Source organism: Pseudomonas sp. GXZC, from assembly GCF_026967615.1.
Classification (GTDB): Bacteria; Pseudomonadota; Gammaproteobacteria; order Pseudomonadales; family Pseudomonadaceae; genus Aquipseudomonas; species Aquipseudomonas azotoformans_A.
Map to the genome: position 1 here is coordinate 6,245,150 of NZ_CP114115.1, position 21,628 is coordinate 6,266,777.

The 21,628-nt window shown below is 61.7% G+C and carries 23 protein-coding genes; 5 read left to right on the top strand and 18 right to left on the bottom strand.

From position 1 onward, the window contains the following. Positions 1-2 precede the first annotated feature (2 nt). From lipB to OZ428_RS29515, 11 genes are all read right to left on the bottom strand, one after another. On the bottom strand, positions 3-650 hold the full coding sequence (gene lipB, locus OZ428_RS29465) for a lipoyl(octanoyl) transferase LipB (protein WP_177112015.1): 648 nt from the start codon (positions 648-650) through the stop codon (positions 3-5). Then, positions 650-925 carry a DUF493 domain-containing protein gene (locus OZ428_RS29470; RefSeq protein WP_010206784.1) on the bottom strand — a complete coding sequence of 92 codons (276 nt, stop codon included), beginning with the start codon at positions 923-925 and terminating at the stop codon, positions 650-652. Before OZ428_RS29470 ends, lipB begins: the two co-directional genes overlap by 1 nt. Before the next feature lie 84 nt (positions 926-1,009). Further along, the gene (locus OZ428_RS29475; RefSeq protein ID WP_033896439.1) at positions 1,010-2,167 is read right to left on the bottom strand and encodes a D-alanyl-D-alanine carboxypeptidase family protein; all 1,158 of its coding nucleotides are present in this window, start codon (positions 2,165-2,167) and stop codon (positions 1,010-1,012) included. Between the two features lie 180 nt (positions 2,168-2,347). Further along, the gene (locus OZ428_RS29480; RefSeq protein WP_033896438.1) at positions 2,348-3,346 is read right to left on the bottom strand and encodes a septal ring lytic transglycosylase RlpA family protein; all 999 of its coding nucleotides are present in this window, start codon (positions 3,344-3,346) and stop codon (positions 2,348-2,350) included. Beyond that, positions 3,346-4,356, bottom strand: a complete 1,011-nt coding sequence (gene mltB / locus OZ428_RS29485) for a lytic murein transglycosylase B (protein WP_010206788.1) — start codon at positions 4,354-4,356, stop codon at positions 3,346-3,348. Before mltB ends, OZ428_RS29480 begins: the two co-directional genes overlap by 1 nt. A 17-nt stretch (positions 4,357-4,373) precedes the next feature. Further along, positions 4,374-5,477 (bottom strand): rod shape-determining protein RodA, encoded by a 1,104-nt coding sequence (rodA, locus tag OZ428_RS29490; protein ID WP_017735626.1) that lies wholly within the window; start codon positions 5,475-5,477, stop codon positions 4,374-4,376. Between the two features lie 31 nt (positions 5,478-5,508). After that, entirely contained in the window at positions 5,509-7,407 is a 1,899-nt protein-coding gene (gene mrdA / locus OZ428_RS29495; RefSeq protein WP_033896437.1) for a penicillin-binding protein 2, read from the bottom strand. Between the two features lie 15 nt (positions 7,408-7,422). Continuing rightward, positions 7,423-7,890, bottom strand: coding sequence for a 23S rRNA (pseudouridine(1915)-N(3))-methyltransferase RlmH (rlmH, locus tag OZ428_RS29500; protein ID WP_003176297.1), 468 nt, complete (start codon positions 7,888-7,890; stop codon positions 7,423-7,425). A gap of 9 nt (positions 7,891-7,899) precedes the next feature. Next, on the bottom strand, positions 7,900-8,394 hold the full coding sequence (gene rsfS, locus OZ428_RS29505; protein ID WP_003237041.1) for a ribosome silencing factor: 495 nt from the start codon (positions 8,392-8,394) through the stop codon (positions 7,900-7,902). Between the two features lie 69 nt (positions 8,395-8,463). After that, positions 8,464-9,108 carry a nicotinate-nucleotide adenylyltransferase gene (nadD, locus tag OZ428_RS29510; protein WP_033896435.1) on the bottom strand — a complete coding sequence of 215 codons (645 nt, stop codon included), beginning with the start codon at positions 9,106-9,108 and terminating at the stop codon, positions 8,464-8,466. Next, positions 9,108-10,373: a glutamate-5-semialdehyde dehydrogenase gene (locus tag OZ428_RS29515; RefSeq protein ID WP_038847496.1), complete on the bottom strand. Its 1,266-nt coding sequence runs from the start codon at positions 10,371-10,373 to the stop codon at positions 9,108-9,110. The genes nadD and OZ428_RS29515 overlap by 1 nt, the downstream gene beginning before the upstream one ends. Before the next feature lie 175 nt (positions 10,374-10,548). Between OZ428_RS29515 and OZ428_RS29520 the strand changes: the two genes are divergently transcribed. Both OZ428_RS29520 and OZ428_RS29525 read left to right on the top strand, forming a co-directional pair. Next, the gene (locus tag OZ428_RS29520) at positions 10,549-11,232 is read left to right on the top strand and encodes a DNA-3-methyladenine glycosylase (protein ID WP_269132111.1); all 684 of its coding nucleotides are present in this window, start codon (positions 10,549-10,551) and stop codon (positions 11,230-11,232) included. 16 nt (positions 11,233-11,248) lie between these two features. Then, positions 11,249-12,565 (top strand): bifunctional DedA family/phosphatase PAP2 family protein, encoded by a 1,317-nt coding sequence (locus OZ428_RS29525; RefSeq protein ID WP_033896432.1) that lies wholly within the window; start codon positions 11,249-11,251, stop codon positions 12,563-12,565. Here the strand turns inward: OZ428_RS29525 and OZ428_RS29530 are convergent. The 3 genes from OZ428_RS29530 to OZ428_RS29540 are packed head-to-tail and all read right to left on the bottom strand — an operon-like array spanning position 12,562 to position 14,240. Beyond that, on the bottom strand, positions 12,562-13,152 hold the full coding sequence (locus OZ428_RS29530; RefSeq protein ID WP_010206798.1) for an LON peptidase substrate-binding domain-containing protein: 591 nt from the start codon (positions 13,150-13,152) through the stop codon (positions 12,562-12,564). The two genes, OZ428_RS29525 and OZ428_RS29530, sit on opposite strands and share 4 nt — an antisense overlap. Positions 13,153-13,173: 21 nt before the next feature. Continuing rightward, positions 13,174-13,890, bottom strand: a complete 717-nt coding sequence (locus tag OZ428_RS29535; RefSeq protein ID WP_068937069.1) for an LrgB family protein — start codon at positions 13,888-13,890, stop codon at positions 13,174-13,176. Next, on the bottom strand, positions 13,887-14,240 hold the full coding sequence (locus tag OZ428_RS29540) for a CidA/LrgA family protein (protein ID WP_016978575.1): 354 nt from the start codon (positions 14,238-14,240) through the stop codon (positions 13,887-13,889). The genes OZ428_RS29535 and OZ428_RS29540 overlap by 4 nt, the downstream gene beginning before the upstream one ends. Positions 14,241-14,417: 177 nt before the next feature. Here OZ428_RS29540 and OZ428_RS29545 point away from each other — a divergent pair, with 177 nt between their 5' ends. The 3 genes from OZ428_RS29545 (at position 14,418) to OZ428_RS29555 (ending at position 17,368) form a co-directional block, all read left to right on the top strand. Then, positions 14,418-14,873, top strand: a complete 456-nt coding sequence (locus OZ428_RS29545) for a MaoC family dehydratase (RefSeq protein WP_269132112.1) — start codon at positions 14,418-14,420, stop codon at positions 14,871-14,873. 105 nt (positions 14,874-14,978) lie between these two features. Next, positions 14,979-16,697: a C13 family peptidase gene (locus OZ428_RS29550; protein WP_269132113.1), complete on the top strand. Its 1,719-nt coding sequence runs from the start codon at positions 14,979-14,981 to the stop codon at positions 16,695-16,697. Between the two features lie 29 nt (positions 16,698-16,726). Next, entirely contained in the window at positions 16,727-17,368 is a 642-nt protein-coding gene (locus tag OZ428_RS29555) for an oxidoreductase (protein WP_033896428.1), read from the top strand. Between the two features lie 52 nt (positions 17,369-17,420). Here the strand turns inward: OZ428_RS29555 and OZ428_RS29560 are convergent, their stop codons facing one another. The 4 genes from OZ428_RS29560 to OZ428_RS29575 are packed head-to-tail and all read right to left on the bottom strand — an operon-like array spanning position 17,421 to position 21,617. Continuing rightward, complete coding sequence (locus OZ428_RS29560) at positions 17,421-17,705, bottom strand: YceK/YidQ family lipoprotein (protein WP_016978571.1); 285 nt, start codon at positions 17,703-17,705, stop codon at positions 17,421-17,423. Then, entirely contained in the window at positions 17,698-18,327 is a 630-nt protein-coding gene (gene ubiX / locus OZ428_RS29565; RefSeq protein ID WP_017735613.1) for a flavin prenyltransferase UbiX, read from the bottom strand. Before ubiX ends, OZ428_RS29560 begins: the two co-directional genes overlap by 8 nt. After that, positions 18,324-19,673 carry a UDP-N-acetylmuramate:L-alanyl-gamma-D-glutamyl-meso-diaminopimelate ligase gene (gene mpl, locus OZ428_RS29570; RefSeq protein WP_038850137.1) on the bottom strand — a complete coding sequence of 450 codons (1,350 nt, stop codon included), beginning with the start codon at positions 19,671-19,673 and terminating at the stop codon, positions 18,324-18,326. The genes ubiX and mpl overlap by 4 nt, the downstream gene beginning before the upstream one ends. A 57-nt stretch (positions 19,674-19,730) precedes the next feature. After that, positions 19,731-21,617, bottom strand: coding sequence for a sigma-54-dependent Fis family transcriptional regulator (locus OZ428_RS29575; RefSeq protein WP_269132114.1), 1,887 nt, complete (start codon positions 21,615-21,617; stop codon positions 19,731-19,733). Positions 21,618-21,628: the final 11 nt, after the last annotated feature.

The following is a 21,628-nucleotide window of genomic DNA, read 5'->3' on the forward strand; positions in this document are numbered from 1 at the left end:
AATCAGTCGATTCCGCCCGTAAGGGTCGTCTGCTCAGCATAGTCGAGGTGTTTGACGAGCTGCGCACGCAGCCGGGCACTCACCTCGGCAAATTTAATCGGTGAAGCATGGTCACTCAGTTGCGTCATCGCCAACCCGGCATAACCACACGGGTTGATCCGCCGGAACGGCGCCAGGTCCATGTCCACGTTCAGGGCCAGGCCATGAAAGGAACAACCATGGCGAATCCGCAGCCCCAGGGAAGCGATTTTCGCGCCGTCGACATACACACCCGGTGCATCGGGCTTGGCCGCGGCGGTCACGCCGTAACTGGCCAACAGCTCGATCAGGCAAGTCTCCATGCGACTGACGAGGTCACGCACGCCAAACCCCAGCTTGCGCACGTCCAGCAAGAGGTATGCGACAAGTTGTCCAGGGCCATGGTAAGTCACTTGGCCACCTCGGTCGACCTGCACCACCGGAATATCCCCCGGCAGCAGCAGATGCTCAGCCTTGCCGGCCTGGCCCTGGGTGAAGACCGGCGGGTGTTCCACCAGCCAGATTTCATCGGGGGCCGACGTGCCGCGTTCATTGGTGAACCGCTGCATGGCGTGCCAGACGGGCTCATAGTCCATCCGGCCGAGCTCGCGAAAGCCCAGGATTTGAGACATCACAACACCATGTGCACGAAGCCGGTGGCCCGCAGTTCGCTGTTGATGTTGTAGAGCTGGTCTTGATCAATCGCAACGATGTGCAACTGGATCGTGGTGTATTTGCCGGTCGAGCTGGATCGCTCGTCCACGCGCTGGTCGTTGATCGTTGCGTGCTTGCGCACGATCTCGAGGATCAGGTCTTTACGGCCGACACCGGTATCGCTGATCACCTTGATGGGATAGTCCACCACCGGGAATTCGATCTTTGGCGCCTTTACTTCTTTATCGGTCATGGCGTAACGGCCTCGTAAGCGTAAGCCGTGGCGACGGGCAAAGCCCCGCGTCGGATCAACACGGGGCTTTGCAGGTGCACACTATCAGTTGAACAAGCTGTAGAAGAATAGACGGATGCTATCCCAGACGCGGCGGAAGATACCACCTTCGTCGACGGCGTCCAGCGCGATCAGGTCCGCGCTGTGCACCACCTTGTCATCCAGCTTCACTTCGACCTTGCCGATCACATCACCCTTGGCGATTGGAGCAACCAATTGCGGGTTCATGGTCATGCTCGCCGCGAGCTTTTTCAGCTGGCCTTTAGGCATGGTCAGGGTCAGGTCTTCGGCCAGGCCGGCTTTGACCTGGGAGGTCGCGCCTTTCCACACCGGCGCGGTCGCCAGTTCAGCACCCTTCTGGTAGAAGGTCTGGGTTTCGAAGAAGCGGAAACCGTAGGTCAGCAGTTTTTGCGTCTCGGCCGCACGGGCCTGCTCGCTGTTGGTGCCGAAGACCACGGCGATCAGGCGTTGGCCGTCACGCACAGCAGACGACACCATGCAGTAGCCAGCTTCGTCGGTGTGGCCGGTTTTCAGACCGTCAACGGTCTTGTCGCGCCACAGCAGCAGGTTGCGGTTAGGCTGCTTGATGTTGTTCCAGAAGAATTCCTTCTGGGAGTAGATCGCGTAGTGCACCGGGTCAACGCGGATGATCGCGCGTGCCAGGATCGCCATGTCGTGAGCCGACGAGTAGTGCTCTGGGTTCGGCAGACCGGTCGGGTTCATGAAGTGGCTGTTGGTCATGCCCAGGTCGGCCACGGTTTTGTTCATCATGTCGGCGAACGCGTCTTCGCTGCCGGCGATGTGCTCGGACAGGGCGACACTGGCGTCGTTACCCGACTGGATGATGATGCCGTGCAGCAGGTCGCTCACAGTGACTTGCGAGCCGACCTTGATGAACATCCGCGAACCGCCGGTACGCCAGGCGTTTTCGCTGACGGTGACCGGGTCGTTCTCGCCGATCTGGCCGCGACGGATTTCCAGGGTCGCGATGTAGGCGGTCATCAGTTTGGTCAGGCTGGCCGGCGGCAGGCGCTGGTCACCGTTGCTCTCGACCAGCACGTTGCCACTGGCGGCATCCATGAGGACCCAGGACTTGGCGGCCAGTTGCGGGGAAGCCGGCACCATTTCAACGGCCCAGGCGGCCGGGGTGATGATCAGCGAAAGAAGCAGGCACGTGCGTTTGGCTAAGGTGGTGATGTTCATCCGTCTCTCGAAATTGCTTATGGAAACTTGCCCTCGCGGGCAAAACTTATTCAGACAGCCCGTTACCAGACTGTCGCGTGTTCGGTTGCCCGCTCACCCCTTGCCCCTGGGTTTTTATTGTTCAACGAGCCAACAACCAGGGTTCGAGCCCGCGCACGAGCCTGAACCATCAATTCTCTATTATTCGGCAGTGACCACGCTGGGTTGCCCCAGGTTGGCCATGCGTACGCTGTTCTGTACTTGTGCCACTTCGCTCGGCGAGCCGATCGGGCCCATGCGCACACGGTGCAATGTCTGCTGGTTACGCACGATGGAGCTGATGAACACCGGCGCGTTGACCATGCCACTGAGCTTGGACCTTAACAGTTCTGCCGCATCCGGGTTGGCGAAAGCGCCGACCTGCAGGTATTGCCCGCCGGCCATCGAAGCGCCAGGCGCGGCATGGGGCACGACCACCGTGTCAGGCGCGTGCTGTGCCGGTGGCGGCGTCCACTGCTCGATCTTGCCGGTAGAGGCGGTCACTTGCGGCTGCTGGGTTTGCGGCTCGTTGAGCATCAACGGCGCGGGTTTGCCACGCTGGGCCCAGTACTGCGCCGGGTCGATACCTTCGACCTTCACGCGTGCGGTGCCGGTTTCGGCGTAACCGAGTTTTTTCGCGGCGGCGTAGGACAAGTCGATGATGCGGTCCGAATAGAACGGCCCACGGTCGTTCACACGCAGGATCACTGTGCGGTTGTTGTCCAGGTTGGTCACACGGACATAGCTGGGCAGCGGCAAGGTCTTGTGCGCGGCGCTCATGCCGTACAGGTCATACACTTCGCCGTTGGCGGTGTTCTGGCCGTGGAACTTGGTGCCGTACCAGGACGCCGTGCCCGATTGCACGTAGGTCTTGGATTCCTGCAGCGGGAAGTAGCTCTTGCCCAGCACGGTATAGGGGTTGGCCTTGTATGGACCGGTGTGCAGGGTCGGCGTGGCATCCGGGATCTTCGACACGTCGACGTCCCACCACGGCGCGCCGTCTTTGTGTGCGCGGTTGATGTCCAGGCCCGGCTGGGAACGGACGACCGCGCCCCCGGACTTCTGCGCCGGACCACGGCTGGTGGAGCAACTGACGACCAGCAGGGACAACGCGGCGAACGCCACCAGCTTGAGCGGTTGATTGAACGGCGATGCCCGCATTACTTGTTGCCCCGTGCTTGGACCAGCATGTCTGACAGCTGATGCACGGCCATGGCGTACATCACACTGCGGTTATAACGCGTGATTGCGTAAAAATTCTTCAGGCCCATCCAGTATTCCGGGCCGTTTTCGCCTTCAAGGCGGAATGCTGTGACCGGCATATCATCCGGCAGCGCATTCTGACTCGACCAGCCCAGCGCCCGCAACTCCCCGACCGTCTTGGCCGGCTCGATGCCCTGGGTCAGCCCTTCATCGGCGCGGTCACCAGTGACATCGGCGCGGATCACCACCGGCTCGCCGGCTACCCAGCCGTGGCGCTTGAAGTAGCTGGCCACGCTGCCAATAGCGTCGTCGGGGTTGCTCCAGATATTGATATGCCCGTCGCCGTCAAAATCCACTGCATAAGCGCGAAAGCTGCTCGGCATGAACTGCGGCAAGCCCATCGCACCGGCGTAGGAGCCTTTTAGGGTCAGCGGGTCGACCTGTTCTTCACGGGCCAGCAACAGGAATTCGCGCAGTTCCTTGCGGAAGAAGTCAGCACGTGGCGGGTAGTCGAAACCCAGGGTCGACAACGCGTCGATCACCCGATAACTGCCGGTATTGCGCCCGTAAAAGGTTTCGATGCCAATGATCGAGACAATCACCTGGGCCGGTACGCCGTATTCCTGTTCGGCACGGGCCAGTACCGCTTCGTGCTGGCGCCAGAAGTCCACACCTCGCGCCACGCGGGCGTCGGTGAGGAACATCGGGCGGTATTCCTTCCACTGTTTCACCCGTTCGGCGGGGCGAGAGATGGCGTCGAGGATCGCCTGCTTTTTCTGGGCTTCGCGAAACACGCCCATCAGTTGCTCACCGGCGAAACCATAGTCGCGGGTCATTTCACCGACAAACTCGGCGACCTGGGGTGAACCATCGTAGTCACCGGCCTGCGCCTCTTGCGTTGCGCCCAGCAGGCCAATCAGGCCCATCCAGGACGCGTGCCGAGTCGCCCAGCCGCGCATTACTTGCATTGACATCTTCACCTTATTCAAACCTGCGCGATCCATTTGCGATGCGTATGGATCGACATCAAAACCCCAAACGCTGACAGCAATGTCACCAGCGAAGTTCCGCCGTAGCTAATGAACGGCAACGGCACCCCAACCACCGGCAACAGGCCACTGACCATACCGATGTTGACGAAAACGTAAACAAAAAAAGTCATGGTCAAGGCACCGGCCAGCAATTTGCCGAACAGTGTCTGCGCTTGCGCAGTGATCACCAGGCCGCGACCAATCAACAGCAAATAGATCAGCAACAGCGCGCAAATGCCCACCAGGCCGAACTCTTCGCCCATCACCGCAATGATGAAGTCGGTGTGGCTCTCAGGCAAAAAATCCAGATGCGACTGGGTGCCCAGTAACCAACCCTTACCAAATACTCCGCCGGAACCGATGGCGGCCTTCGACTGGATGATGTTCCAGCCGGTCCCCAACGGGTCGCTTTCCGGGTCAAGGAAGGTGAGGATCCGTTGCTTCTGGTAGTCGTGCATAAAGAAGAACCACATGGCGACCGCCACGGGCACGGCGGCGGCCAGTACGCTGAGGATCCAGCGCCAGCGCAAACCGCCCATGAACAGCACGAACGCACCGCCCGCCAGGATCAGCAGCGAGGTGCCGAGGTCCGGCTGGCGCACGATCAGGATGAAGGGTATGCCGATCAGGATCAGGCTGACGCCCACGTGTTTGAGTTGCGGCGGCAAAGTGCGCTTGGACAAATACCAGGCGATGGTCGCCGGCATCAGGATCTTCATGAATTCCGACGGCTGGAAGCGGATCACCCCCGGAATGTTGATCCAGCGGGTCGCGCCCATGGCGTTGTGGCCCATCACGTCCACAACCACCAGCAGCAATACGCCTGCCACATAGCCCAAGGGCACCCAGCGTGCCATGAAGCGTGGCTCAAGCTGAGCGATCACCACCATCGACAACAAGCCCAGGCCGAACGACGAGGCCTGCTTGATCAGCAGATCCCAGTTCTTGCCGCTGGCGGAATACAGGACGAACAGGCTGCCGGCCGCCAGGGTCAGCAGCAGGATCAGCAACGGGCCATCAATGTGCATGCGTTGCAGCAACGTCGCACGGCGACGCATCACATCTTCGCTGGAGAGGATGCGGTCAAAATTACTCTTCACGGGCCGTAACCTCAGTGCTTGAAGGGGGGCCGCCATATTCGGGCTTGAGCCTGCCGTCGTCGGCCAACAGCCAGGCGTCCATCACTTGGCGCACCACCGGCGCCGCGACGCCGGAGCCGGACTCGCCGTTCTCGACCATCACCGCGACCACGATTTTCGGGTCATCCGCCGGCGCGAAGCCAACAAACAAGGCGTGGTCTCGGTGGCGTTCCTGGACCTTGGTGCGGTCGTATTTCTCGCCCTGCTTGATCGCCACGACCTGGGCGGTACCGCTCTTGCCGGCAATACGGTACTGCGCGCCAACGGCTGCCTTGCGCGCGGTACCACGGGCGCCGTGCATCACTTGCTGCATGCCGTGGTTGACCTTGGTCCAGTCCGACGCGTCGCGCAGCACAATGTCGGGGATCGGGTTGTCGTCCACCGGTTTTTCGCCTTCGATGGTCTTGGCCAGGTGTGGACGGTTCCAGATGCCTTTGTTGGCCACCAGCGCCGTGGCCTGGGCCAGTTGCAGCGGTGTGGCCTGCATATAGCCCTGGCCGATGCCGAGGATCAGGGTTTCGCCCGGGAACCACGCCTGGCGACGGGTCGCGCGCTTCCACTCCCGCGACGGCATCAGGCCGGGGGATTCCTCGAACATGTCCAGGGAGACTTTCTGGCCGAGGCCGAACTTGCCCATGTAGGTGGACAAGCGGTCGATCCCCAGCTTGTGCGCCAGGTCATAAAAATAGGTGTCGTTGGAGCGCATGATCGCGGTGTCCAGGTCGACATAGCCGTCACCGGTGCGGTTCCAGTTACGGTATTTGTGATCGTAGTTAGGCAGCATGTAATAGCCCGGATCGAACACCCGGCTGGAGGCTGTGACCACACCCGCGTCCAACCCCGCAATCGCCACCGCCGGTTTGATCGTCGACCCCGGCGGATACAGGCCGCGCAGTACGCGGTTGAACAGCGGGCGGTCGATGGAATCGCGCAACTCGGCATAGGCCTTGAAGCTGATGCCAGTCACAAACAGGTTGGGGTCAAAGCTGGGCTGGCTGACCATCGCCAGCACTTCGCCGGTCTTCGGGTCCAGCGCCACCACCGCGCCACGGCGACCGCCCAGGGCCATCTCGGCGGCTTCCTGCAACTTGATGTCCAGGCTCAGGACGATGTCCTTGCCCGGCACCGGATCGGTACGCTTGAGCACCCGGAGCACGCGGCCACGGGCGTTGGTCTCGACTTCTTCGTAACCCACCTGGCCGTGCAACTCCGGCTCGTAGAAACGCTCGATGCCGGTCTTGCCGATATGGTGGGTACCGCTGTAATTGACCGGATCGAGGGTTTTCAGCTCTTTCTCGTTGATCCGCCCCATGTAGCCGACAGAGTGGGCAAAGTGCGGCCCTTGCGGGTAATGGCGCACCAACTGCGCCACCACTTCCACACCCGGCAAACGGAACTGGTTCACCGCGATCCGTGCGATCTGCTCTTCGGTCAGCTCAAACAGGATTGGCACCGGCTCAAACGGCCGGCGCCCCTGCTTCATGCGTTTCTCGAAGATCACCCGGTCTTCCGGCGTCAGTTGCAGCACCTCGACGATCACATCGAGGATCTGCTGCCAGTCGCCGGAGCGCTCGCGGGTCATGCTCAGGCTGAAGCTGGGCCGGTTATCCGCCACCACCACGCCATTGCGGTCGAAAATCAGCCCACGAGTTGGCGGAATCGGCTGCACATGCACCCGGTTGTTTTCCGACAAGGTGGAGTGATAGTCGTACTGGATCACCTGCAGGAAATACAGGCGCGCGATCAGCACACCCAACAACGCCACCACCATGATTGCGCCAAACACCACGCGAGCGCGTACAAGACGTGCGTCTTTCTCGTGGTCCTTGATGCGGATCGGCTGGGTCATCGGGAGGGGCGCAGATTATTTGTGGTAAGGGTGCCCGGACAGAACTGTCCAGGCGCGATACAGCTGTTCACCGATCAGAATCCGTACCAACGGGTGCGGCAACGTCAACGCCGACAGCGACCAACGCTGATCAGCCCGCGCACAGACTTCCGGCGCCAACCCTTCGGGGCCGCCGACCATGAAGTTGACCGTACGCGAATCCAGGCGCCAGCGATCCAGCTCCACCGCCAACTGCTCGGTGCTCCAGGGTTTGCCGTGCACTTCCAGGGTGACGATGCGCTCGTTGGGGCCGACCTTGGCCAGCATGGCTTCGCCTTCCTGACGGATAAAGCGCGCCACATCGGCATTCTTGCCCCGGGTGTTAAGCGGTATTTCCACCAGTTCAAGCGACAGCTCAGCGGGCAGACGCTTGGCATACTCGTGCCAGCCTTCTTCCACCCACTTGGGCATGCGTGAACCGACAGCGATCAGACGCAGGCGCACAGCCGTTCCTTATTCCTGGTCTTTGTTCAGCTTGTCGAAGTGCGCGTGGCCCACTTCCGGGCTGTGGTGCTTGCCATCGGCGGCACGGCTCTGCTCGGCGCCTTTCCACAGACGCTCCAGGTCGTAGAACTGACGGGCATTGGAGGTCATCATGTGAACGATCACGTCGTCCATGTCCAGCAGCACCCAGTCGCTGTCGCCCTTGCCTTCTTCACCCAGTGGCTTGACGCCTTGGGCTTTGACAGCTTCGCGGACCTTGTCCAGCATCGCGCCGATCTGGCGGTTCGAGGTACCGGTGGCGATGATCATGTAGTCGGTGATGCTCTGCTTGTCGCGCACGTCCAGCACCTGGATGTCCTGGGCTTTAACGTCTTCCAGGGCCGCCACGGCGACTTTTACCAGCTCTTCGCCAGCCAGTTCTGGGCCAACGTGGGCTTCTACCGGCAGCGGGGCGCTTTTGAAGGTGCCTTTGCGCTTAACTTTGCTTACGTCTTTGTTCGTCATATAAAACTCGTTTTGCTCGTATGTTCGGGCGCTCGCTGCACGACATTTCGTGCGTTCAAGCGCGCCTTTTCAGTTCGACGCACGGTAAAGCCCGTGCGCATCGATGTAGGCCAGGACCGCGTCAGGCACCAGGAAACGTACCGACTTACCGCTGGCCAGCAGTTGACGGATCTGGGTGGCGGACACCGCAAGCGGGGTCTGCCAGACGAATGCAATATTCCCGTTCGGCCCGGTCAGGGCCAAGGGGTCACTTACCGACCGCGCGGCCAGCAGGTTGCGCAAGGCATCCGGCGGTTCGCTGTCGGCATCCGGGCGTTGCAAAACCAGGATGTGGCAATGCTGGAGGAGTTCCTCCCAGCGATGCCAAGAGGGCAGGCCGCAAAATGCGTCCCAGCCCAAAAGCAGAAACAACTGGTCATCTGCGGCCATTTCAGCGCGCATCACTTCCAGGGTATCGACAGTGTAGGACGGTTTGTCACGCTTGAGCTCGTGGTCGTCCACCACCAGCGGCGTTATGCCCTCCACCGCCAGGCGCACCATTTCCAGGCGCTGCTGCGGCGACACTTGCGGCGTATCGCGATGGGGCGGCCGAGCGTTGGGCATCACGCGCAACTCGTCCAGCGCGAGGGCATCCGCGACTTCCAAGGCGCTGCGCAAATGGCCGATGTGCACGGGGTCGAAAGTACCGCCGAGCAACCCGATGCGTTTACCCATCAAGTGCGCACATGACCATCGCCGAACACCACGTACTTCTCGCTGGTCAGGCCTTCCAGGCCAACCGGGCCACGGGCGTGGAGCTTGTCGGTGGAAATACCGATCTCCGCCCCCAGGCCGTACTCGAAGCCGTCGGCAAACCGCGTCGAGGCGTTGATCATCACCGAAGCGGAATCCACTTCGTTGAGGAAGCGCCGGGCATCGCTGAAATGCTCGGAGACAATGGCGTCGGTGTGCTTGGAGCCGTAGGTGTTGATGTGTTCGATGGCTTCGTCCAGATCGTCGACCAGTTTGATCGACAGGATCGGCGCCGTGTATTCGGTGTACCAATCCAGCTCGGTCGCCTCGATCACGTCCGCGCCCAATAGCGCACGGGTACGCTCACAACCGCGCAATTCCACACCTTTGTCCCGGTAGATGGCAGCCAGCGGCGGCAGCACGCGCTCGGCAATGCCTGCGTGCACCAGCAGGGTTTCCATGGTGTTGCACGGGGCGTAACGGTGGGTCTTGGCGTTGTCGGCGATGCGGATCGCCTTGTCGATGTCGGCGGCAATGTCGATGTACACATGGCACACGCCGTCCAGGTGCTTGATCACCGGCACCTTGGCATCACGGCTGACGCGCTCGATCAGGCTCTTGCCACCGCGCGGCACGATCACATCAACGAATTCCGGCATGGTGATCAACGCGCCAACAGCGGCGCGGTCGGTGGTTTCCACCACTTGCACCACTTCGGCGGGCAACTCGGCCACGGCCAGGCCCTGCTGGATGCACGCGGCGATGGCGCGGTTGGAATTGATCGCCTCGGAACCGCCACGCAGGATGGTGGCATTGCCGGACTTGAGGCACAGGCTCGCGGCGTCGATGGTCACGTTCGGGCGCGACTCATAAATGATACCGATCACGCCCAAGGGCACGCGCATCTTGCCGACCTGGATGCCGGACGGCAGGTAACGCATATCGCGGATTTCACCGATGGGGTCAGGCAGCTTGGCCACCTGACGCAGGCCTTCGATCATGTCGTCGATACGTGCCGGGGTCAGCGCCAGGCGGTCCAGCAGGGCCGGCTCCAGGCCATTGGCGCGGCCGTTGGCCAGGTCTTGCTCGTTGGCGGCAGTGAGCTCGGAGCGCGAAGCATCCAGAGCGTCGGCAGCGGCCAGCAGGGCGCGGTTCTTCTGCGCGGTGCTCGCACGGGCGATCAACCGCGAGGCCTGACGGGCAGCGCGACCCAGGCGGGTCATGTAGTCAAGAACGGACTCAGTCATGGTCAGGGAGTCTTGGCAGGGAGGAAAGCGGCAGATTATAGCTGTGACGCCGCCCGACTGACAGCGGTGAGGGGCGGATGGTCGAAATGAACTGTAAAAACCTGGGGTTCAGCGGTAATTAAGGTGGGAGTTGTTATGATTCCGTCACATTTAGCCGTATTTACCCCTGACTGCCATGCCCAGCCCATCGCCCCAACTCCCCGCCAGCGCCCTGCCCGACAGCTTCTTCGACCGTGATGCACAAATTCTTGCGCAGGCATTGCTCGGAAAAATCATCCGTCATCGCGTGGGAAAAATCTGGCTTTCAGCGCGAATTATTGAAACCGAAGCCTATTACGTGGCGGAAAAAGGCAGCCATGCGTCGTTGGGCTACACAGAAAAGCGTAAGGCTTTGTTTCTGGATGGTGGCCATATCTACATGTATTACGCCCGTGGCGGCGACTCGCTGAACTTCAGCGCCCATGGGCCGGGCAATGCCGTGCTGATCAAATCGGCCTATCCGTGGGTCGATGAATTATCCGGCCCGGCGAGCCTGGCGCAAATGCTGTTGAACAACCCGAATGCCGACGGCAGCCCACGCGCTTCACAAAAGCTGTGCGCTGGCCAGACTTTGCTGTGCAAAGCACTGGGGCTGAAGGTGCCGATGTGGGACGCCAAGCGTTTCGATCAGGAACGGTTCTACGTTGAAGACGTGGGCCAGGCCCCGCCCCAGATCATCCAGACCACCCGTCTGGGCATTCCCAGCGGGCGTGATGAACACCTGATGTACCGCTTCGTCGATGCGGGCTACGCGCCTTATTGCACACGGAACCCGCTGCGCCGGGGCCAGGTCGAAGGCCGCGATTATTTTTTGATTTGAGCAGGGAGTGGATTGTATGGGCCAATGGCTCGATAGCATTACCGGCTGGTTGACGCTGAACCCCGAATGGCTGGCGGTCGCGGTGTTTATTGTCGCCTGCGTGGAGTGCCTGGCCATCGCCGGGTTGATCGTGCCGGGCACGGTGTTGTTGTTTGCCATTGCCGCCCTCGCCGGCAGCGGTGCGCTGTCACTCAGCGAAACGTTGTTGCTGGGCTTCCTCGGCGGTTTGCTGGGTGATGCGGTTTCCTACTTCCTGGGCCGACATTTCCATCAGAACATCCGGCGTTTACCCGGCTTGCGCCACCACCCGGAATGGATGAACAGCGCCGAAACCTATTTCCACAAGTACGGCATCGCCAGCCTGCTGGTCGGCCGTTTCATCGGCCCGCTGCGCCCCATGCTGCCGATGGTAGCCGGGATGTGCGATATGCCCTTCCCGCGCTTTGCGATTGTCAGCATCGTCGCGGCCGCGGGCTGGTCCGTGGCGTATCTGCTGCCAGGCTGGGCGACCGGCGCCGCTTTCCGCCTGCCATTGCCCGAAGGTTTCTGGCCGGAAGCCGGCATCGTTGCCGCCTGTATCGCGGTGGTGGTGGGCCTGAGTTTGAACAGCAGCCTGCGCGGCCATCGTCGCGCCACCTTGTGGATCGGCTGCGCCAGCCTGATCGTGTTGATCGCCTTGTTTATCGGCTACCCCCACCTCAATGACTTCGACCAGGGCCTGAGCGCCCTGGTGCAGGAACACCGCAGCCCCTGGCTGGACGAGGTGATGGTACGCATCACCCAACTGGGCGAATTCAAGAAGATGTTCTTCGCCAGCGCCGTGTTCACCGGCCTCTTGCTGCTGGCGCGGCAATGGCGCCACGCCGTGTTTGTCGGCGCGACGTTGGCCGGGGCTGCGGTGATCAACACCGGGACTAAGTTGTTTTTCGCACGCGGCCGCCCGGAAATCCTGACAGACCCACTGACCAGTTTCAGCATGCCCAGTGGCCATGCGTCCGGTGCGTTCGCGTTTTTCCTGGCGCTGGCGATCCTGGCCGGTCGCGGGCAACCCGTGCGGTTGCGCCTGACCTGGATGCTGCTGGGCTGTATTCCTGCGGCCTTCATTGCGCTGTCGCGGGTCTACCTTGGGGCCCACTGGCCTACCGATATCCTGGCGGGCACGTTGTTGGCGATGACCGTGTGCGCGTTCAGCCTGGGCATCACCCAGTACCGCAGCCCGCTACCGGCCATGTCGCAAAAAACCTGGTGGCTGTTGCTGCCGGCGCTGGTCGCGGTATTGAGCTTCATCGCGCTTACCGGCACGCCCCACGCCCTGCTGCGCTATGCCTATTAAGTGAACAGTTCGCCCTGCAACTCGTCGAGCAGCATCTGGATCGCGTCCAGGCGCTGTTGCGGGTCGTCGAGTTGCAGCAGGTCGATCTTATCGGCCTCGGTAAAGGGCAGCAGATACGCCAACTGATTGCCCAAGGCTTGCTGGCCGTCGGCGTGGGCGTCCATGTCCAGCGAGGCCACCATCGGGTGCTCGGCCAACGCCTGGAGCAGCGCCAGCAAGTCGGCGTCTTCCTCTTCCAAGGGTTGATCCGGCAGTTCTTCGAGCCATTGCACATCAGCCACCAACAATTGATCCTTCTGCACACCGGCATCGCGTACACGGAACCGGCGCCCGCCTTCGACGCGAATCCCCAGCAGGCCATTGTCCTGTTGCTTGAAGTCACGGATCAGCGCTTCACAGCCGATCAATGCGTAGCCATCCGGCGCCGTGCCCACCTCCTGGCCGTCAAGAATGCACACCACGCCGAAGCTTTCGCCCTTTTTCATGCAACGGGCGACCATGTCCAAGTAGCGCGCCTCGAACAGCTGCAGGTCGAGGGTGCAGCCAGGGAACAGCACGGTATTGAGCGGGAACAGCGCCAGACTCATAAAGGTTTCCTTAAACCTGGTTTAAACGATCACCGACACGGCCAGCGGCAGGAACACTGCCGTGGCCACGCCCATCAGACTCATCGCCAGCGCTGCAAAGGCGCCGCATTCTTCGCTTTCCTGCAGGGCCACCGACGTGCCGACGGCGTGGGCCGTCATGCCCAGCGCCATGCCGCGCGCCTCGGGGCTGTGCACCCCCAGGCGGGACAAATACGCCGGGCCGATCATCGCGCCGATCACCCCGGTGATCAGCACAAACACCGCCGCCAACGCCGCCACGCCACCGATCTGCTCGGCCACCAGCATGGCGATCGGCGAGGTCACCGACTTGGGCGCCATGGTCATCAACATCATGTGTTCGGCACCAAACCACCAACCCAGCAGCACACACAGGCCGGTGGCGAGCACCCCACCTATCACCAGCGTAGTAAAAATCGGCCAGAACAATTGGCGAATGCGCCGCAGGTTCAGGTAGAGCGGCACGGCCAGGGCCACCGTCGCCGGGCCGAGCAGGATGCCCATGATCTCGGTGCTCTTGCGGTACTCGGCGTAGCTCAGGCCACAGCTGATCAGCACGCCGATCACCAGCAGCATGGACACCAGCACCGGCTGCAGGAAGATCCAGCGGGTTTTCTCGAACCCTGCCAGTACCAGTTGATAGGCGCCAAGGGTGATGCCGATGCCGAACAGCGGGTGATGAATGACTGCCGTCCACGCGCCCTGCCAGTCGAAGATCATTGATCCTTCTCCTTGCGCTTGACCATCTGCTGCATCAACACACCGACGAAGCCCATGGCAATCACCAGCGACAGCACCAGCGCGCCGACAATGGCCCAGAAATCCGCGGCAATGTCCTTGGCATACACCATCACCCCCACCGCCGGCGGCACCAGCAGCAACGGCAAGTAACGCAATAGGCTGCTGGCCGCCAGGCTCAAGGGCTCGCCGACTTCGCCCTTCCAGATCAGGAAACCCAGCATCAGCAACAAGCCGATGATCGGCCCCGGCAGCACCGGCAACAGCAAATGATTGATCGCCGTGCCGATCAGTTGAAACAGCACCAGCCAGGTCAGGCCACGTAACAGCATCCGTTCTTCCCCCTCAAGACTCGCCCGCATTATAAGCACGCCCGCCCTATGCATCGGCATTCGCCAAAAGCATGGTGGGTTGACCGAGCCGATTGGCCATGATGATCTACATTGGTTCTCTGTAACCCATAAAAAACCAGACGTTGTACACAGCGTGATGAACCAAGGAGAGACGCAATGCCCTATGTACCCGTAGCGCAGCTCAAAGATTATGTCGGCAAGGAACTGGGACGTTCCGAATGGCTCACCATCGACCAGGCGCGTATCAACCTGTTCGCCGAGGCCACGGGCGATCATCAGTTCATCCACGTCGACCCGGTCAAGGCCGCGCAAACCCCGTTCGGCAGTACTATCGCCCACGGTTTCCTGTCGCTGTCGCTGATGCCCAAGCTGATGGAAGACCTGCTGATCGTGCCCGAAGGCCTGAAGATGGCGGTCAACTATGGCCTGGACAGCGTGCGTTTCATCCAGCCGGTGAAGGTCAACTCCAAGGTGCGCCTGAACGTGACACTCAATGACGTCATCGAGAAAAAACCCGGCCAATGGCTGCTCAAGGCCACCGCCACCCTGGAAATCGAAGGCCAGGAAAAACCGGCTTACATTGCCGAGTCGTTGTCGCTCTACTTCGTGTAAGCCCGTGCCTGTGGTGGGGATATAAACCTCACCACAGTGTATGTAAATTTATGTATGAAACTCGCAGCTGCGGCATACTCGGCGCTCAATTATCCGGATCCCGCTATGCGCCCACTCGCTCCCCTTGCCCTTGCCCTGTTGCTCACCGCTTGCGGAGACGGCGAATCGCTGTTGCCGCCCGATGCGCGCCTGCCCGACGGCGGCCGTTACCGGGGCGATGTGGTCGATGGCTTGCTGCAAGGCCAGGGCCGCGTGGACTACCCCAACGGCAGCTGGTACGCCGGCCAGTTCGATAAAGGCCAGTGGCACGGCCAGGGCGAATGGCATGGCAGCAATGGCGAAGTCTATAAAGGCCAGTTCCAACAAGGCCTGTTCGACGGCCAAGGCAGCTTGACCACGGCGGGCAGCCACTATGTCGGCGGCTTCAAAAATGGTCGACGCAACGGCGAAGGCACCCTCAAAGAGGGGCAGATGACCTATCGCGGCGAGTTCAAGGACGACCAGTATTCCGGCCTCGGCCGCCTGGAGCTGGCCGACGGCAGCCAATACCAGGGCCAGTTCGCCCACGGCAAGCCGAATGGCGAAGGCCAGCGCAACGACGACAGTGGCAACCAGTTCAGCGGCCATTTCGTTGATGGCCAGCTGGAAGGCAATGGCACGTTCAACAGCGCCGATGGCGACATCTATGTCGGCCAGTTCAAACAAAACCAACTGAACGGCAAGGGCCGCTACGAGAACGCCGACGGCGACGTGTGGATCGGCCAGTTCAAGGAGGGTGCGCTCAGCGGCAAGGGCGAATTGATCGGCGTGGATGGCAGCCACTATGTCGGCCAGTTCAGCGATTGGCGTTTCACCGGCGAAGGTCGCCTGAACCTCACCGACGGCAGCTTCTATATCGGCGGTTTCGACAGCGACAGCTATCAAGGCAAAGGCACTCTCGTGCTCACCGACGGCAGCGTACAGGCCGGCACTTGGGTCAACGGCATGCGCGTGCGTGACGCCGACGGCAAACTGCTGCCCGACCCGTTGGAAATCGGCGTGTTGGCCCAGGGTCGCCTGCTCGACGCCGCCCTCGCCGCCGTGCCCGCCTCCACCCCTGCCGTGGAGCTGTACACCCTGGCCGTGGCCGGCGACGGCAAGCAGAGCGTGTTCCTGCGCGAAGCCGATTACGTCAGCAACATGCTCGCCACCCGTTTTGGTGCACGCGGGCAGATTCGCCTGGTCAACCACCGCGACCACATTGCCGACCGCCCGCTGGCCACTCGCGAAAGCCTGCGCCGCGCCGTGCAGACCCTGGCCGACCGCACCGGGCCGGAAGACCTGGTGTTTATCTACATGACCAGCCACGGCACCCACGAACACGAACTGGTGCTCGACCAACCGCGCATGGAGCTGGCCGACCTGCCCGCCGATGAACTCGCCGCCGTGCTGGCACCACTGAAGAACCGCGACAAGATCGTGGTGATCTCGGCCTGCTACTCCGGTGGTTTCATCCCGGCTTTGAAGGACGAGCGCACCCTGATCATGACCGCGTCCCGCGCCGATCGCGTGTCCTTCGGTTGCTCCGAAGAAGCCGACTTCACCTACTTCGGCGACGCCCTCTTCGCCCAAGCTTTCAACCAGACCGACGACTTGCAGCAAGCCTTCAAGCTGGCACAACTGCATGTGGCCGAACGCGAGCAGGCGGACAACTTCGAAGCCTCCGAACCGCAGATCTGGGCCCCCAAGGGTGTGATCGCCCATTGGCAATTATTACGCAAACAGCAGGCACGAAAGGCGCTCGAAAGCGTCTCAATGAATAGCAAGGAAGCCAAAGGCAACTAAGCTGAACTGTGTAACAAGGGGGAGACACCATGTACCTGACGCCTCAGCATATCTTGCTCGCCGGAGCCACCGGCCTTACCGGCGAACACCTGCTCGATCGCCTGCTCAACGAACCCACCGTGACCCGCGTGCTCGCGCCCAGCCGCAAGCCATTGGCCGAACACCCGCACCTGGAAAACCCGGTGGGCGATCCGGCGGTGTTCCTGCCGCAACTGAGTGGCCAGGTGGACCTGGCCTTCTGCTGCCTGGGCACCACCATCAAACAGGCGGGCTCCGAAGCGGCGTTTCGCGCCGTCGATCTGGACATGGTCGTGGCCTTCGCCAAACGCGCGCGGGAAATGGGCGCACGCCACCTGATCGTGATCAGTGCAATTGGCGCCGATCCAAAATCCTCGATCTTCTACAACCGCGTCAAAGGGGAAATGGAAGAAGCACTCAAAGCCCAAGGCTGGCCACAACTGACCATCGTGCGGCCGTCGTTGCTATTGGGGGAACGGCTGGAACCGCGCTTGGCGGAACAACTGGCCGGGCCGTTGTCGCGACTGATTCCGGGCAAATACCACGGCATTGAAGTGTGTGAACTGGCCCGGGCCATGTGGCGCCTGGCGCTGGAAGAGCAGGACGGGGTGCGGGTGGTGGAGTCGGATGAGTTGCGCAAGTTAGGTAAGTAATTCTGCGGTGACCTGGCTGGCCTGCGATGAGGCCAGCACAGGCAATACACCTCTATAGGCCGCCTGTGGCATTGAAGCCAACCCCAAGTACCGTCAACACCGACAGCGGCAACAACAAGGTGTCGAGCAACGCACTCGCCGGCAGATCCACACCGGGATAAGCCGGCGCCTCTGCACCAAACCTGTCCTTGGCGCAGCAACCGCCATTCATTGCATATAAATCCAACCGCGTTCCGGCATACACCACCGGCGCGCCAGGTTGCGCCGCGTCCAACGTGCGCGCGGTGGCGCAGCCTGTCAGTTGCAGCGCCAGCAGGATCAGCAGCGCCTTATTCATCGCTGCTCAAATGGTGCTCGCCCCAGCGCGGCAGCATGTCCTGGGGAATATTCAGCAGGTTGAGAATGCGCGCCACCACAAAATCCACCAGGTCATCGATGGTCTGCGGCTGGTGATAGAAACCCGGCGAGGCCGGCAAAATCGTCACGCCCATGTTCGACAGCTTGAGCATATGTTCCAGGTGAATGCTCGAATACGGCGCTTCACGGGGCACCAGGATCAACTGGCGGCGCTCCTTCAGGGTCACGTCCGCTGCGCGCTCGATCAGGTTGTTGCAGGCTCCCGTGGCAATGGCCGACAGGGTGCCGGTGGAACACGGCACCACCACCATCGCGGCCGGCGCACCGGAGCCAGACGCCACGGGTGACATCCAGTCCTCTTTGCCATAGACCTTGATCTGCCCCGCCGCCGCACCGGTGTATTCGGTAAGGAAGGCCTGCATCATCTGCACCTTGGGCGGCAGCGCCACGTCGGTCTCGGTGGCCATCACCAACTGCGCCGCCTTGGAGATCAGGAAGTGCACCTCACGGTCTTCGCGCACCAGACAATCCAGCAGGCGCAAACCATAAGGCGCACCGGAGGCGCCGGTCATCGCCAGCGTGACGCGTTCCGGGCCACTCATTTCAGCGCCTCGGCCAGTTTGCCGTGCAGGCCGCCGAAGCCGCCATTGCTCATGACTACCACGTGGGTGCCCGGCTTGGCCTGATGCTTGACGTGTTCGATGATGCCTTCGATGGAGTCACACACAGTTGAAGGCACGGTGCACAGCGCTGCAATTCCCGGCAGGTCCCAGCCGAGGTTGGCCGGCGCGTACCAGACCACTTGGTCAGCATCATTGACGCTTTCCGGCAGGCCATCGCGGTGGGCACCCAGCTTCATGGAGTTGGAGCGCGGCTCGACAATCGCAATGATCGGCGCATCGCCGACACGCTTGCGCAGGCCGTCCAACGTAGTCGCAATGGCCGTCGGGTGGTGGGCAAAGTCGTCGTAGATGGTAATCCCATTCACGTCGGCAACTTTTTCCATGCGGCGCTTCACGCTTTTGAAAGCGCTCAACGCGGCAATGCCCATGGACGGCACCACGCCCACATGCCGCGCAGCCGCCAGGGTGACCAAGGCGTTGGCGACGTTGTGCTGGCCGGTCATGTCCCACTCGACGACGCCCTGGGCCTCGCCTTCGAACAGCACTTCAAATCTGGAACCGTCTTCGCTGAGCAGCTTGACCTGCCACTGCCCACCCACGCCGGTGGTTTGCACAGGGGTCCAGCAGCCCATCTCGATCACACGCTGCAAGGCAGGTTCGGTGGTCGGGTGGATCACCAGGCCTTCGCTTGGAATAGTGCGTACCAAGTGATGGAACTGACGCTCGATAGCCGGCAGATCAGGGAAGATGTCGGCGTGATCGAATTCCAGGTTGTTCAGGATCGCTGTGCGCGGGCGGTAGTGAACGAACTTGGAGCGTTTGTCGAAGAAGGCGCTGTCGTATTCATCCGCCTCGATCACAAAGAACGGCGTGTCGCCCAGACGCGCCGACACCGAGAAGTTCTGCGGCACGCCGCCGATCAGGAAGCCCGGGCTCATCCCTGCATGCTCCAACACCCAGGCGAGCATGCTGCTGGTGGTGGTCTTGCCGTGAGTGCCGGCCACCGCGAGCACCCAACGGCCTTGCAACACATGATCCGCCAGCCATTGCGGGCCGGACACATAAGGCAAACCTTTATTGAGTACGTATTCGACCGCCGGGTTGCCACGGGACATGGCATTGCCGATCACCACCAAGTCCGGGACCGGGTCGAATTGCGATGGGTCGTAGCCTTGGGTCAGCTCGATGCCCTGGGCCTCGAGTTGCGTGCTCATGGGCGGATAGACGTTGGCGTCGGAGCCTGTCACGTGATGGCCCAGCTCTTTGGCCAGAACCGCCATCGAGCCCATGAACGTGCCGCAAATACCGAGAATATGAATGTGCATAGTCGACCTCGTAAAACATCGAGGCAGGTTAGCGCAGGGGGGCGAAAATCGCACCCTTTAGCTGAGGGCGTGACGTGCGATGCCGTGCCTGCGCAGCTTTCTATACAGCGTGTTGCGGCTGACGCCCAGTTGCTCCGCCGTGTGTGTCATGTGCCAACGTTGTTGCTGCAAAGCAGTGAGCAACGCCAGGCGCTCGGCGTCTTCCAGCGGCTTGGCCTGCGCGACCGGCACGGGTCTGGCCTGACGAATCTGCGCGGGCAAATCCTCCAGGCCGACACGCCCGCCATCACACAGCGCCACCAGGGTGCGCAGTACCGTGCGCAACTGGCGGACGTTACCCGGCCAGGCAAACGCCAACAACGCGCCACGCGCCGATGGGTCGAGAGCCACCGACTCGCCATTGGCCTCTTGGGCCAGCAGGAAATCCAATAACTGAGACTTATCGCTACGCTCGCGCAACGGCGGCAAGCCGACTTCCAGGCCATTGAGCCGGTAATACAAATCTTCGCGGAAGCTGCCGTCCTGCACGCGCTCCAGTAGATTGCGGTGGGTTGCGCTGATAATTCGTACATTCACCGCCTGGGGCTCGCCGCCGAGCGGCACCACCAGCCGATCCTCCAGCACCCTTAATAGCCGGGTTTGCAGCGCCAAGGGCATGTCGCCGATTTCATCGAGGAACAAGGTGCCGCCATCGGCTTGCTGCAACTTGCCTTGCATGCCTTCTTTGCGCGCACCGGTAAAGCTGCCGCCGCGATAGCCGAACAGCTCGCTCTCGATCAGGCTTTCCGGGATGGCCGCGCAGTTGAGCGCGACGAACGCCTTGTCCGCGCGCTGGCTGGCCAGGTGCACCGCCTTGGCGAAGGCCTCTTTGCCGGAACCGGTTTCGCCATTGATCAACAGTGGCACATCACGCTCGAACACCCGCAGTGCCTTGCGGAAGTCCTGTTGCAGCGTCGGATCGCCCAGGCAGATGCCGGGCAACGGAGCAGGCTCAGGCTTGATGAACGGCGTCGGTGCGCTGCGTACTTGCCCACGTAATGCGGCAAACAGTTGTCGACCATCACGGGTGCGCAACGGCCAACTGGCCGTGGCATTGGCGCTGGCGCGGCCGAGTAATTGATCCAGGGAACAGTCGAAAAACGCTTCCACCGGCTGCCCCAACAAGCCGCCACGCATCTGGCCCAACAAGTTCAACGCGCTCTGGTTGACCGCACAGATGCGCCCTTCTCCGTCAAAGGCCAGCAACCCTTCGCTGAACAGCCCCACCGACTCGGCCTGCAAGTGAAAACGCAACAGCCAGTGGTTCTCGAAATGACGCAGGAAGTAGCAACTCTCGATCATCTTCGCCGACAGGTTCACCAGCGCCATGGTGTGAAACTGGCTCTGGCGCGACACCGCTTCCCGCGCGGAGGACACGTCCAGCACCGCCAGCAGGTCCCCATGGGGATCGAACACCGGGCTCGCCGAGCAGGTCAGCCCGGTATGCCGGCCACGAAAGTGTTCATCACGATGAATGGTCAGGGATTGGCGTTCCACCAGGCAGGTGCCGATGCCGTTGGTGCCCTCGCAGGCCTCACTCCAATCCGCGCCCAGCCACAACCCGGCGCGCTCGAAGATCTTGCGCTCGGACGGCGCGGTGACACAGTTGAGGATCACGCCGCGTGCGTCCGTGAGCAACACCGCATGGCCGGCGCCCGAGAGCTGCTGATGCAGGCTGTTCATCTCGCTGCCGGCGATGTGCAGCACTTGTTGCAGGCGCTCGCGACTTTCCAGCAAGCGACCATGTTCAAGCACAGTCGGTGCAATGGTTTGCGCAGGGTCGAGGTGGTAGTCCTCCAGACAACGCAGCCAGGAACGGGCGATGGACGGATCGCTGGACGGGTCGCGGCCATGCGCCACGGTGAGGACTTGCTGGGCATGGCGGCTGAAATGATCGTTGTGCATTTCTTATTATT